Below are 14937 nucleotides of genomic sequence, written 5' to 3' on the forward strand. Positions count from 1 at the left end.
GCACTCCAGTCCGGCGTGGTCATATCGCTTAAGCACAGTAACAATGCCATATTACGAAAAAATAAAGGTGGCTTAAATCCTGGCAACCACGGTTGTTTGTGGTGCTACCCAATGATTCCTCTTTTCTTTTTAACACCCCTTTCTTTATTATAAAGATATAATCAACATAGCTAAAAGCACGATAATAATAAATGATCATTCTATTTGATCATAATGTAGTCAGGCGTCAGGCAAAGGTAATTCCCCGGGGCGGCCTCCTGTCACAGATGCGCAGAGGGACGGATTGAACCTCGAAATAAAGATAGAGCTTGACACCACGGTCAACAAGCACAAGGTCTTCATCAACCAGAAGGCTCAGTGTTACATCAACCCGGAGGCCTTGACTGTGCTGTTCAGGGATGCGGCCAACGGTTTGTGGCGTGGCAATACACAATCCGCCATCGACCTTGGATCACAGCTCTATGACATCCTCAATGGCCTCGAAAAGAGGGTCGAAAGCGGATTAAAGGAGGCCATCAGCAAGAATGAACCGTTGACCGTCTACCTTGAGGCCCCTGTGGAGTTTTATGCGTTGCCCTTTGAGCTTATCTACAAAGGGGAATTTCTGCTCCTGGGGACGGACATCCGGTTGATATGGCTTGTCAACAGGCGTGGACAGGCAAGAGGTAGACGAGATACGCAGATGAAGCTGCTCTTTATGGCCAGCGCGCCCAATGATCTGCCGGAACACCTGTCCTTTGATTACGAGCGGGAAGAAGAGGAAATCACCAGGGCCATCGAAAGATATCCCGTTGAGTTAACGGTTGAATCTATGGGTAGTTTGCCGGGCCTGCGTGACACCCTCATTGAGGGCATGGGGTATGACGTCATCCACATAACGGGTCCTGCCGCTATACGGAGAGACGAAGGGCCTGTCTTTTACATGGAGGACGACACGGGCAGGATGCAGGATGTAACGCCGGATATGCTGTGGGACGCAATTTATAGTTATCCGCCTTTTTTGTGCTTTCTTTCGGGCTGCTTTACAGCCGGGGTGAAAAGTAGCAACGTCCGGAATCCGTTTGCCTGGCAGTTGGTTGACAAGGGAGTTCCATTCGTCTTGGGATGGGCAGGGGATATCACAGATAACGAGGCCACTAAGGCCGCCGTGGAGTTTTACAGGACGCTGGCAATTGGCAAGGACATTTACGATGCCGTCTACGCCGCCCGGAGGAGCATCAGGGATTTGTCCACGGTGTTGTGGGCAGGTCTCAGGCTCCTCAGCGACGGCACACCCCCTGCGCCGTTAGTCAAGCCAGGTCAGGTACACAGAGGCATCCCCCTGCGCAGGGCAAGGTATATGTATCTGAAAAACTCAGACATCAGGGTACTCGAAACGGGTTTTGTCGGCAGACGTCGGGAGTTACAGCGGGCGATCAGGGTCTTGAGGGGTGAAACGGGCAGGTATGGGGTATTGTTTCACGGCCCGGCGGGGATTGGCAAAAGCTGTCTTGCGGGCAAGGTCATCGAGCGTTTTGGCGACAGGGAGATCGTTGCGTTTAAGGGGGTTATCACTATCGGCGGCGTGATATCAGGGCTGAAGGGGTTATTTGAACGCATAGGTTCCGAAGCCGCCCTGGATATCCTAAAGGCAGACATCGCCTACGGCGACAAGGTCAAGGGGTTGTTCAGGTCGGCCTTTAAAGATATCGGCGTTATTATTCTGTTTGATGACTTCGAGGCCAATATTGAGAGAGACGGCAACAGGTTTGTGTTGAGTGCCGGTTCCCTTGAGGTCTTGAGGCCGTTTCTTGAGGCAATAGATTGGGTGTTTTGCCGCACAAATATAATCATAACAAGTCGGTATCCCTTTGATCTCAGCGAAAACGCCTTGGACCTGTTTGCCGCAAAGATAGATTCGATCTCTTTGAGGTCTATGGACGGCGGGGATTTAGCAAAAAAGACCGCCTTGCTTGATGCTGTTTCAAAGAGCGCACACAAGGATATGTACGTGTCATACAGTGGTGGCAATCCTCATCTGCTTGAATGGTTCAACGTTATCGCAAGTGAGGAACATTCATATGACATCAATGTCCTTGAGAAAATCTTGAGCGGTAAAAGAGCGGAATTTGCGCATGAGTATCTCGCAACGGTGATTGCGGATACGAAGGGTGATGATTTTCTCAGGTTCGCCCAGAAGGTTGCCGTTTACAGAGAGGCTGTACCCGGGGCTGCTTTTGGTGTCTTTGGTGGTGAGGGGTTGTTAGAGACGGGCGTTGAGCTTACGTTGATTGAGCGCAATGTCGTCTCAGGTGGCGAGTATGTCTACCTGGTAACGTCTGTTATACGGGAAGCCATGTGGGATAAGTTGACGGCAGATGAGAAGTCAGAGGCCAACAGGCTTGCCTTTGAGTGGTACGACAGTTGGATAGAAGTTAGCGAAGAGCCTGATCATCGGTATCTGGAAGAGGCAATTTATCACGCCCTTGAGGTGGACAATATCCGAGGTGCCTGTAAACATGCCGTTGCCATGGGTAATTATTACAACAATATGGTGTTATATCGCGAGGGGTTAGCAATCCTGGAAAAGGTTGTGTCTAAGGTCTCTGATTCGGTAATCGCTGAGGCGAAGGAAAATAAAGACGAGTATGTTGTCTATTTGCTTGATACGTATGCTTCTACATTAGACAGATTAGGAAATTTAAAAAGAGCGATTGCTTTTTACGAAAAAGCCCTTGATATAAGTTTGGTTGTATATGGCGAAAAGCACCAGGTGGTGGCTATGTCTTATAACAATCTTGGATACGCATGGAATAATTTAGGAGACTCAAATAAGGCTATTGAGTTTCACGAAAAAGCCCTGGCTATAAGTTTGGATTTGTATGGCGAAAAACATCCGGGGGTGGCTACGTCTTATAATAATCTTGGATACGCATGGAATAATTTAGGAGACTCAAATAAGGCTATTGAGTTTCACGAAAAAGCCCTGGCTATAAGATTGGACGTGCATGGCGAAAAACATCCGGAGGTGGCTACGTCTTATAATAATCTTGGATACACATGGTATTCGTTAGGTGATTTAAAACAGGCTATAGAGTTTCACAAAAAAGCCCTGGCTATATGGTTGGAAGTATACGGCGAAAAACACCCGGAGGTGGCTCGGTCTTATGCCAATTTTGGAAAAGTATGGTATTCGTTAGGCGATTCAAAGCAGGCGATAGAGTTTCATAAAAAAGCCCTGGCTATAAGATTGGACGTGTATGGCGAAAAACATCCGGAGGTGGCTTGGTCTTATAATAACATTGGAAACGCATGGAATAATTTAGGAGACTCAAATAAGGCAATTGAGTTTCACGAAAAAGCCCTGGCTATAAGATTGGACGTGCATGGCGAAAAACATCCGGAGGTGGCTACGTCTTATAGCAACATTGCTTCCGTATTTACCAAAATAGGTGATACACAAAAAGCAAATCAATATACTGCAAAGGCTATTGAGGCTAAGAATCTATGAATAACGTAAAATATACAGAAGAAGATCGTTATAATGCTGAAGCATTTACAAAAAAATGGCTTCATAACGTGAGACATCAATCTAATGATGCTACACGTGAAAAAGACTTGTTGCTTCCAAAAGATCAAAAAAAACCTGATATAGCCAAATTTTCTAAAGAGCTTCTTCAGCCACTTGAGCCCGCCACAAGACCTGAAAGCGAACCAAAAGCCGATGACACAAGCGTTGAACTTTTACCCCTTGTTGAGGAGTGTATTAACATTTTAGACAGGGCCATAGATTCCTTGGAAAATGAGGATGATGAGATTGATAGTGAAATTCAAATGAGTATCCTCCTTGCGACTGCTTACAAATTCTATGAGATCGAAATAGGGAATAGAAACCTTTTCACGTTAATTGCAATGTTAAGATTAGGCCTTTTTGTCCATAGAAAAACTCCATATTCATTAGAGGAGATCAAAACAATCCATTCAGTATTTAATATTATCAAGGATAACATATCAATGAACTCAGATATCTATAAAAAATGCAAAGACCTGCTATGCAAAATAAATATTACCCCGGCTATTATTTTTTCGTATCCTGATGATCAATACACAGGTAAAGATGAACAATAAACTCTTTTTTGATACAACGGCCGTTATTGATTATATATTCAAACCTGAAAAGAAAAGGTTTATGAAACCTCTGATTGATAATGCAGAAGAAATCGCCACAACACAATATACACTAATGGAACTAAAAACTGGATATTTGAAGAACATTATTTTATTGTATTATAAACTTTCTGAAAACAATGATTTATCAGACTTACTTGAGTATACCCAAAAACTATCGTATAAGCCAAATATATTAAACACCTGGTTAGAAGCTTTTAGCAATTTATATAAACAAAAAAAGCAATATTATAATGAACTTAAAGTTAAAGATATGACAAGAGAAATAAAAGAGCTTTTAGGAGAAATGATCCTTGACACATCAGTAGAAGTAAAGAAACTATTCAAAGGCAATATTACAAATGAAATGGAGTGTTTTAAAGATTTAAAATTTCCTTATATCGAAAATAGTACACTTAAAAATGATCCTACATCATGTAAAAACTCTAAAGAAGAATGTAACATCAAAGAGTTCTTTGAACAAAACAAATCCTCATTTGAAAAAATTCTAACCCTCTTAAAAAAATCCCATAGTTCAGACGACGAAACAAAGAAGAGAATATATAGTCTTGAAGAAATTCTGACTTTACTGAATGATACCAAAAACAAATTTAGCAATAAGACTCCCAATCTCCGACACTGCTGGAAATGCTCAGACGCCATAATAGCAGTATCCGCCCCCAATGACTACGCCATCCTGAATAACAACAAAAAACACTTTGACCCTATCTGCGAAGCCATCAACAAAGAAAGCATTAACTACTAAAATGAAACATAACGAAAACGCTCAAATCTCCACAGGAAGGGGTCAAGGGGTCCGTGACCCCTTGCAGGGGGGGTCGAAGGGGGGGGGCAGCGCCGCCCCCCTTCCTTCTTTTCTTCTTCCTGCCCACCCTCTCAGGGGTACTGCTTGCCCTGTCGTTTCCAAAGCCGGACTTGTACCCGCTGGCCTGGGTGGGACTTGCGCCGCTGTTGATCAGCATCAGACACCCGATGACCTCGGCACGAACGGCAGGGTTCATCACGGGACTGATATTCTTCTTCGGCACCCAATACTGGATATACCACTCCATCAACCACTTCGGCCACGTGCCCTTTGTGATAAGCATCCTGGTAGTCATTGCTCTGTGCGGATACGAGGGTATCTATACCAGCCTGTTTGCAACGCTCGTACAGTTCACCCACCAAAAGACACGACTGCCCCTGAACCTGGCCACAGCTACATTGTGGGTGGGAGGCGAATATCTCCGCGGCATCATCTTCACGGGCTTCCCGTGGTCACTGTTGGGATACACGCAGTACAAGGTACTGCCACTGATACAGATCGCCGATATCACGGCAGTCTACGGACTGTCATTTCTGATCGTATACACAAACGCCCTCATCGCCGATATCATCGCCACCCGGATGAACAAAGACGCAAACAAAACCCAAAGGCTAAACCTGACCATGGAGACCGTAATGGTTGCCGTCATCATGGGCTGTGTCCTGTGGTACGGCACCATCAAACTCAAGGACATCCCAAAAGGCGACCCCGTCACTATAAGCGTCATCCAGGGCAACCTCAGACAGGATATGAAGTGGGACGAGCGATTCCGTGATTATTGCTTCAGCAGGTATGAGACCCTAAGTTCACAGGCCGCAAAGGACAACCCTCAACTCATCGTCTGGCCGGAGTCGGCACTGCCGTTTCTGTTTATGAGCGATGAGCAATACACCAACCGCCTCCTTGAATTCCACAAGACCCTCAACACCCACCTGCTCTTTGGCTCAGACCTGGTACGGGGGTATAAAAATAATAAAACCCTCGCCCTGTCAAACAGCGCCGTCCTATTATCACCCACTGGTAAAACACTGTACACTTATGATAAAATTAAGTTGGTTCCATTCGGTGAGTATATACCACTGAAGGATGTGCTGGGCTTTATAGATAAAATTGTGGTTAGCATTGGAGAATTTATTAAAGGTAATAGCCGCAACGTCGCCAAAACACCATTTGGCACGTTTGCAACACTTATATGCTACGAAATAATTTTCCCGGACTTGGTCAGGGAATTTTACAGATATGGAGGTGACTTCATAGTAACCATCACAAACGATGCTTGGTTTGGTCAGACATCGGGGCCTTATCAGCACTTTGCAATGGCGGTGTTACGGGCAGTGGAAAACAGAAAGCCACTCATCAGGGCCGCCAATACCGGCATATCGGGGTTTGTCGATAGTAGTGGACGGATACAGTCTAAGACGGAACTATTTGAAACCGTCGCCTTGACCGGAACCATCAACAAGGACAGTTCCATGACGTTTTACACGACCTACGGCAACGTATTTGTTGCCCTGTGTAATATCCTTAATTTATTAATTGTAATAAAACTCATCAAAAACCAATCGACACAATGGAGGATAAAAAAAAATGATCGCTCAACTGGAATTAAAAGAAAAGATAAAACCACTTAGGGAGAAAGTAGAAGGACTTAGAGGTTATCTTTGAGATAGAGAAACTCTCCAACGAAATAGACTCTATCAACACCATGCTAACAAGCAGTGAGCACTGGTCCTCACACGAAAAACTCGCTGAACTACAGAGGAGGAGAGCGTACTTGCAGGGTACTATAGACTCGTTTGAAGACGTAAACTCTGATGTTACCTACCTCAACGATTCACTATCAATACTGGACGAGGAAGATGGACAACTATTTATTAAGGAAATAGAAGACAAACTATCCAGCACCGAAAAAAAAATAGACGACCTACAGCTCAGACACATCCTTTCCAACAAGCTGGACAGTTGCAATGCCATCATGGAGATACACCCGGGAGCGGGTGGTACAGAGAGCCAGGACTGGGCACAGATGCTGATGAGGATGTATCTAAGATGGGCCGAACGTGCCGGATACAAGGCCGAAATAACGGACATACTCGCAGGTGAGGAGGCCGGTATCAAAAGCGTAACGATTACGTTTGAGGGGCCATATGCCTATGGATATCTCAAATCAGAGGTTGGCGTACATAGGCTTGTCAGGATATCGCCTTTCGATACCAACAAGAAAAGACATACGTCCTTTACGGCAGTGCTGATCTTTCCTGAGGTAGAAAAGGACATTGAGATAGAAATAAAAGATGACGATCTGAGAATAGACACCTTCAGGGCATCAGGTGCAGGCGGGCAACACGTAAACAAGGTATCCTCCGCTGTAAGAATCACCCATTATCCCACCGGCATAGTGATATCGTGTCAGAACGAGCGATCTCAGCACAAAAACAAGGACCGAGCCATGAAGATTCTTAAGTCGCGGTTGTATGAACGACAACTTAAGCAACAGGACAAAACGATGGAAGGCATCATTGGTGATAAGAAGGACATCCAGTGGGGTAGTCAGATACGCTCCTATGTACTGCACCCCTACAAGATGGTCAAGGATCATCGGACAGGGTGTGAGACATCAAATACCGATGCCATCCTTAATGGCAACATAGATTCGTTCATAAGAGATTTTCTTTTTTGGAAGAAAACCGGATAGGTCTATTCTTGATCTATATATTAATAATAAAAATAGTAGTGATAGTAGGTGATGTTAATATGTTTATAGTCTTCGCTACCTCAATAAACAAGAGGTTTTATGCTGTTTGTAAAGTCGTCAGCGATTTGACTACTTACACTTCGAGATCGATGATAACTCAAAAGAGGGGTCTTTTTAACATATTGTCAGGTAGTTTAATAACAGGTTTAAGGGGGAGTTATTAACAATTGTTGATAACTTGTTGATAAATTATGGATTTAGAAAAGATTTGGCATGAAAGTCTTATGATTGTGCAGTCCCGTGTGACGGAATCGGTGTTTGAGCTTTGGTTTAAGCCAATCAGGCTTGTCGAACTAAGCGAGACGGACGCAGTCTTGTTGGTACCCAACAGGTTCTTTAGGGACTGGGTGGAGGACAACTATCCCGGGTTGCTTGACGAGGCATTGAATGAGGTGGTCTCCGGTGCGGTGAAATTGAAGTTTAAGGTGGACACGGACCAGGCAACTGATCAGGCCAGGAAGGATATCATGCAGCAGGCCAAAAAAATGAGGCTTGCCGGTAAGGGTATCTACTTAAATGTAAAATATACGTTTGAAAATTTTGTGGTTGGTGCGAGCAATCAATTTGCCCATGCGGCTGCGCTAGCGGTGAGTGAGTCACTGGGGCGTGCATACAATCCGCTCTTTATCTACGGCGACGTCGGACTTGGTAAGACCCATCTCATAAATGCGATAGGTAACAAGGTAATCGAGCGTTTGTCTACGGCTACCGTGCTTTATGTTTCTTCGGAGCAATTTACAAACGAGGTGGTGTCCGCCATAAGACACGAAAAAATGAGTGAATTAAAGGATAAATACAGAAGCCTTGATATGCTGTTGATAGACGACGTGCAGTTTATCGCAAACAAGACTCAGACACAGGAGGAGTTCTTTCATACCTTTAATGCCCTGTATGAGAGACAGAAGCAGATAGTGATATCCAGCGACCGTCCTCCCAAAGAATTGGGAGCAATAACCGATCGACTCAAATCCCGTTTTACAATGGGACTAATAGCGGATATTCAACAACCAACTGTGGAACACAAAATAGCCATCCTGCAACGCAAGGCAGAAGACCAGAAGATACTACTTCCTGACGATGTAACCTACTATCTTGCCTCACGTGTGCGTTCAAACATCCGGGAGCTTGAAGGATGTCTCATAAAGCTGGCTGCACATTCAAATCTCACGGGACAGCCTATCAGCGTTGCAGTGGCAAAGAATGTACTGAAAGACCTGTTCTACGACGACATAAAACCAATCACCGTTGAGAATATTCAGAAGATGGTGTGTGAATATTACGGGGTAAAATTGACCGATATCAAGGCCAAGAAACGTACCAAGGAATTGATAATACCAAGGCAGTTGGCCATGTATATATCCAAACAACTGACAGACCTCTCTTTAGGTGACATCGGTAAGGCCTTTGGTGGTAAGGACCATGCCACGGTTATCTATGCGTGTAAGCAGGTGGATACCAAAATGAAGGAAGACGAAGGCTTTAATAAAGTGGTACAACAAATTATTAACAGGATTAAACCATAGGGTTATGATTAGATTAAAGGGGGTTTATTGATGAAGATCGTTATAAACAGACAAGAGATACATGACAAATTGGCCGATATACAGGGCATAGTCGAAAAAAAGACGACACTGCCTATTGTAAATAATTTTCTGCTTACCCTGGGTACCCAAAAGGGTGAGATATATGCAACCGACCTTGAGGTTGCCCTGAAGGAGCCTATAAATATAGAGGGTATACAGGAGGACGTTACGTTGTGTTTGCCTGGCAGGAGGCTCTTTGATATCTCCAGGGAGGTCGAGGATGACCTGGAATTGGAGTATGATGGTCAGGGATGGGTAAAGCTGAAGTCCGGTAAGAGCTTGTTCAGGATTGCTTGCATGAATCCCGATGATTACCCTGTTTGGCCAAAGCTGTCTAACAAGAAAACTATCACCATACACTCAGAGACACTACTGTCAATGTTTGAGAAGACCATATACTGCGCCGGAGAGAACGACCCCAGGTATGCCTTTAACGGCGTGCTCCTACACTTGATCGGAAGTCGCAAGAAGCTCTGCATCGTGGGTACGGATGGACACAGGCTTGCAATTGTCAGCCGTGATATGGACGTTGACTTTGAGGATGAGATCAAGGTAATAGTCCCCAAAAAGGCCGTAATCGAGCTAAAGAAAATATTAGCTACCATAGACGAGGATGTAGTTATTGATATAACAAAGAATCATCTGCTATTTTATTTACATGACAAGGAGTTTCTTACCAGGTTGATAGATGGCGCCTATCCAAACTACGAACAGGTTATACCGGTCAACAATGACAAGATGGTTGTTATTGACAGGGAAGAGCTTGTCAAATGCCTGCGAAGGATACTGGTCATAAGCAGGGACAAGACTCGTGTTATGAAGGTGGATATAGAAAATAATGTCTTTGCCGTCTCCGTCTCAGACCCTGAAATCGGAGAGGCCAAAGACAGCGTGATCGTGCAGTATGAGGCAAAACCAATTACAATGGGTCTTAACGCAAAGTTCTTGCTGGATACGTTACTATCGATGCAATCTCCTACGGTGAGCATGGAGTTGTTGGATACGCTTAATCCAACGCTCTTTAAGGAAGAAGGCTCCGACGACTATCGATGCGTATTAATGCCCATAAGGATATAAAATAAAAAGAAACAGGGTGAACCGCCTGATTTTATCACAGCGTGGTACACCCCCAGGCATAAAGGAGATTTTGTTATATGAAACGCTTAACGGATACGGAATTAATAGATGAACTCAAGAAACGCTTCCAGGAGCAAGAGAAGGCCTTGCATGATCTGAGGGTTATGACAAAGAAGCTGGAGTTTATGAACAAGAAACTACAGGAATCCGAGTCATTAAAATCGAGTTTCCTGTCGAACATAAAAAACGAGATCAATAATCCCCTGGCTGCCATCCTGGGCCTGTCTGAGCAGCTTATAAAAAGTGCGATTAAAGCAAAGTCAGACCCTGATGATATATCCACAATGGCAAGTCTTATTTACCAGGAGGCCTTTGGTCTTGATTTTCAACTCAAAAATGTATTTATTGCTGCGGAGCTTGAGGCCGGCGAGGCAGTTCCTGGTATATCTATCGTTGATTGTTTTTCAATTATTAATGCCACCATAGGTTTGTTCAAACACATAGCAGAGGGGAAGGGGATAACGCTTAATTTTATACACGATTGCGCAGAGGGAACAGACTCGGAACCTTTTTTTAAGACAGACCCTGAAAAATTGCAAATTGTTGTTGCCAATCTCCTGTCTAACGCTATAGAGTTTGGCCCCGAGGGGTCTGAGGTGGAAATAAAGGTGTGGAGGGAGTCAAATGAGCTGCGAATAACCGTAAAGGACCATGGCATTGGCATATCGGAAGAAGAAAAATACGCTATCTTTGACAGATTCAGACAGTTGGAAACCGGCAGCACAAAGACCCATAAAGGTCACGGCCTTGGGCTGAGTATTACCAAGGCCATTGTGGAGATGTTAAACGGGGAGATCACCGTTGCAAGCACCAAGGGTAAGGGGAGTATCTTTTCGGTGTCCATACCCGAATCAGAGACGGATACCAACAGTGATGTGTTCTCAGCCGATGGCAATGAATTTCTCTTTGATGAGGAAGGGGAATTTTAGGTGCCGCCAACAAACATGGAATCTGACAAGAACATCTATGATCATTTCTTATATCCGGGCAATATCTATGTCCACAGAGAGCCTTGTGCCATTACCACGATCCTGGGGTCGTGTGTGGCGGTGTGTTTGTGGGACCCGGTGCTGCACTATGGCGGGATGAATCACTACCTGCTTCCCCTGTGGAATGGCGAGGGATTGCCGTCTCCCAGATATGGAAATATAGCTATTGATAAATTGATAGAAAAAATGCTGTCTCTGGGGTGTAACAAGAAGTCCCTGAAGGCTAAAATCTTTGGGGGGGCTGCGATGATGCAGCAGTCATCGGGGCTTTTAAACGTTGGAGAGAGAAACATCATAGTTGCCGAGGATGTGCTTGCCGAGGAAGGTATATCTATTGTGAGTTCGGACTTGGGCGGAACTCTGGGACGCAAGATCGTATTTAAAACGGAGACGGGTGGCGTATTATTAAAGAAGGTAAAAAAGACTACGGAGTGATTGAATTAATGGAAGAACGTTCTGAAAGCAGCGTAAAAGATACAGACGTCATAGATGTTGAAGTTACCGAAGGAGTTGCCAGAGAGGTTGCCAAAGAGATTGATAGTTACGAAGCCACTTCAATCAAAATCCTCAAGGGCCTTGAGGGTGTTCGCACCAGACCGTCTATGTACATAGGGACAACGGGTGTGGAGGGCCTGCATCACCTCGTCTATGAGGTGGTTGACAACAGTGTGGATGAGGCCCTGGCGGGGTTTTGCCGCAACATTGACGTCGTTCTGCATCACGATGGCAGTTGTACGGTGATAGATGACGGGCGTGGTATCCCAACAAACGTGCACGCCGATGACCCGTTGGGCAGAACGGCCGCTGAGATCGTCTTGACGGAACTTCATGCGGGGGGTAAGTTTGACTCCAAGGCTTATAAGATATCCGGGGGATTACACGGCGTGGGGGTATCGGTGGTCAATGCCCTTAGCGAGTGGCTTGAGATGGAGATCAGGCGTGATGGCAGAGTGTTTCACCAGCGTTTTCAGAGGGGCTTTCCCAGTGGCCCCCTTGAGGTTGTGGGACAGACGGACAGGCGAGGCACCAAGATTGTCTTTAAGCCTGATAGTCAGATATTTGAGACGGTTGAGTTTGTTTTCGATGTCCTTTCTCAAAGACTCAGGGAACTGGCCTTTCTCAATAAGGGGCTGATCATAAACCTCAGCGATGAGGCCGGCGATAAACGCCAGAACTTCCACTATGAGGGCGGCATAGTGTCCTTTGTGGAGCACCTCAATCGCAGCAAGGTACATGTGCAGGACAAACCGCTCTATATTACGGGTCAGAGGGATGGCACCTCAATAGAGATCGCCATGCAGTACAACGACGGCTATGCAGAGATGATATACACGTTTGCCAACAACATAAACACCAAGGAGGGTGGAACTCACCTGAGCGGATTTAAGGCGGCCCTCACCAGGACGACCAACTCCTATGCGGCCTCTGCCGGACTGCTCAAAAATGCCCCACCGTTGTCGGGTGATGACGTCAGGGAGGGGTTGACGGCTGTTGTTAGCGTCAAGCTGACCAACCCCCAGTTTGAGGGTCAGACCAAGATGAAGCTCGGTAACACCGATATCAAGGGGATTGTGGAGTCCATTGTAAACGATGCCCTTGGTGCGTGGTTTGAGGAGAATCCGGGCATGGGCAAGAAGATCATCGAAAAGGCGTTGCAGGCCTTTCGTGCCAGAGAGGCTGCCAGAAAGGCCAGGGAGTTGACGCGTCGCAAGGGGTTGTTAGAGGGAACGGGGCTGCCTGGAAAGCTGGCCGATTGTTCCGAAAAAGACCCCGCACAGAGTGAGCTGTTTATCGTAGAGGGCGATTCTGCCGGCGGTTCGGCAAAGCAGGGGCGGGACAGGAGGTATCAGGCCATACTCCCACTGCGCGGCAAGATATTGAACGTTGAAAAGGCGCGCTTTGACAAGATGCTCTCCTCCGATGAGATTCGGCTGCTTATAACCGTCCTGGGTACAAGCATCGGGTCGGATGAGTTTGACATTGCCAAGCTCCGTTATCACCGGATAGTGTTGATGACGGACGCCGATGTTGACGGGGCGCACATACGGACGCTGCTGTTGACGTTTTTTTATCGTCAGATGCCGTCGATCATAGAGCGTGGTTATCTCTACATTGCGCAGCCGCCCCTGTACAGGGTCAAAAAGGGTAAAACGGAAAAATACATACAAAACGATCAACAATTACAGGAGATGCTTCTTGAGTTGGCTGCAACCGACCTGGAGTTGACCTTGAAGGACACCACGGTAAAGGGCAAGGCGCTTATTCCCTACTTGAAGCGATTGACGGGGCTTGAGAAGATCGTGCTGTGGCACTCTATGCGTGGTAAGGATGCCCAGGTGCTTATGGCGCTGCTTGGGATCGATAACCTGGCTCAGTGTCTGAGGGAGCAGGAGACCTTTGATGCCTTGCTCTTACGCCTCAAAGATGAGTTTAAGGATGCGGAGTTTACCGACGTTGAGTTTGACATGGAGCATCAGAGTAACTCGGTGGTGATAGTCAGGGAGAACAAGAAGGTGCATCTTAATGCGGATTTTGTGAGGTCGCCGGAGTTCAGGGAGCTTGAGGGCTACTATCAGTTGGCACGGGAGCTTGGCACGCCGCCCTACAGGATAGCGAATCAGGGTGTTGAGAGTGTCTTTGATACGACGACGCAACTTCTGGAGTTCGTCATGAAGGTGGCCAGGAAGGGGTTGTACATTCAGCGTTACAAGGGGCTTGGTGAGATGAACCCGCAGCAGTTGTGGGATACAACGATGGAACCCGATAAGCGCACCCTGATGCAGGTGACCATTGATGACATGGTGGCCTCCGATGAGATTTTTACGATCCTCATGGGCGACCAGGTAGAGCCACGCAAGGACTTCATAACAAAACACGCCCTCGAAGCAAAAAATATCGACATATAAAGCAAGAACGGCAAAGACAAGAGACAAAAGAACAAGGAGGGCGGCTCCGCCCCCTCCTTGACCTCCCCCGCAAGGGGACCAGTCCCCTTGACCCCATCTGCTCGACCCCCGTTCTTTAACTCTATTGTTTTGTGGAGACATGAGGGCTTTCTAAATTCTGTGAACAAAACTTCTCTGGATTTTTCCCTGTGGTTTACAATAAAATAAGGTACAATTATGCGAAAGAGATATACAGAGCCAACAGATATAGACTATAAGGTGTATATAAGTCATGCAGAAGGAGACAAGGACAAAAAAACAGCGGCCCTGATTGCTGAAGGGCTAAGAAAGAACAACGTAAACTGCGCTACGACTTCAGAGGAAATTCATGTTATCCCTGAGTGTAGTATAATGGTGATAATAGTCTCAGAGCATACGCGCACGTGTAATGTCGTAAATGAAGAAGTAAAGATAGCCCAGGACAACAAGCTTTATATTATAGGATTTTGGTATCCTCTTTATATTTCATGGTAACTATGCTTTTGCAGTTTTTGGATTCCTGGTCAAGCCAGGAATGACAAACTTGGAAAAAGCCTGTAACTGTCATTCCTGCGAA

At 45.9% G+C, this 14937-nt stretch carries 10 protein-coding genes; all 10 read left to right on the forward strand.

The window, feature by feature from the left end; genetic code table 11:
• Nucleotides 1–283 precede the first annotated feature (283 nt).
• Nucleotides 284–3490 (forward strand): tetratricopeptide repeat protein, encoded by a 3207-nt coding sequence (locus tag HWQ67_RS03745; protein ID WP_218251303.1) that lies wholly within the window; start codon nt 284–286, stop codon nt 3488–3490.
• Nucleotides 3487–4107 (forward strand): hypothetical protein, encoded by a 621-nt coding sequence (locus HWQ67_RS03750; protein WP_218251304.1) that lies wholly within the window; start codon nt 3487–3489, stop codon nt 4105–4107. Before HWQ67_RS03745 ends, HWQ67_RS03750 begins: the two co-directional genes overlap by 4 nt.
• Nucleotides 4097–4912 carry a hypothetical protein gene (locus tag HWQ67_RS03755; RefSeq protein WP_218251305.1) on the forward strand — a complete coding sequence of 272 codons (816 nt, stop codon included), beginning with the start codon at nt 4097–4099 and terminating at the stop codon, nt 4910–4912. The genes HWQ67_RS03750 and HWQ67_RS03755 overlap by 11 nt, the downstream gene beginning before the upstream one ends.
• A gap of 53 nt (nt 4913–4965) precedes the next feature.
• Nucleotides 4966–6603, forward strand: coding sequence for an apolipoprotein N-acyltransferase (gene lnt, locus HWQ67_RS03760; protein WP_320414493.1), 1638 nt, complete (start codon nt 4966–4968; stop codon nt 6601–6603).
• Nucleotides 6563–7667 (forward strand): peptide chain release factor 2 gene (gene prfB, locus HWQ67_RS03765; RefSeq protein WP_218251312.1). Its coding sequence is split into 2 segments (ribosomal slippage): nt 6563–6616 and nt 6618–7667, totalling 1104 coding nucleotides; the frame shifts between segments, so codons are not numbered across the junction. Before lnt ends, prfB begins: the two co-directional genes overlap by 41 nt.
• A gap of 251 nt (nt 7668–7918) precedes the next feature.
• Nucleotides 7919–9250, forward strand: coding sequence for a chromosomal replication initiator protein DnaA (gene dnaA / locus HWQ67_RS03770; RefSeq protein ID WP_218251307.1), 1332 nt, complete (start codon nt 7919–7921; stop codon nt 9248–9250).
• A gap of 30 nt (nt 9251–9280) precedes the next feature.
• A complete protein-coding gene (gene dnaN / locus HWQ67_RS03775; protein ID WP_218251308.1) occupies nt 9281–10387 on the forward strand; it encodes a DNA polymerase III subunit beta in 1107 nt (368 codons plus the stop codon).
• A gap of 77 nt (nt 10388–10464) precedes the next feature.
• Nucleotides 10465–11376 carry a sensor histidine kinase gene (locus tag HWQ67_RS03780; RefSeq protein WP_218251309.1) on the forward strand — a complete coding sequence of 304 codons (912 nt, stop codon included), beginning with the start codon at nt 10465–10467 and terminating at the stop codon, nt 11374–11376.
• On the forward strand, nt 11377–11871 hold the full coding sequence (locus tag HWQ67_RS03785; protein WP_218251310.1) for a chemotaxis protein CheD: 495 nt from the start codon (nt 11377–11379) through the stop codon (nt 11869–11871).
• Between the two features lie 8 nt (nt 11872–11879).
• Nucleotides 11880–14342 (forward strand): DNA topoisomerase (ATP-hydrolyzing) subunit B, encoded by a 2463-nt coding sequence (gene gyrB / locus HWQ67_RS03790; RefSeq protein WP_218251311.1) that lies wholly within the window; start codon nt 11880–11882, stop codon nt 14340–14342.
• The last annotated feature ends 595 nt before the right edge of the window (nt 14343–14937 follow it).

Origin of the sequence: Candidatus Magnetobacterium casense, assembly GCF_019173545.1 — a bacterium.
Classification (GTDB): domain Bacteria; phylum Nitrospirota; class Thermodesulfovibrionia; order Thermodesulfovibrionales; family Magnetobacteriaceae; genus Magnetobacterium; species Magnetobacterium cryptolimnobacter.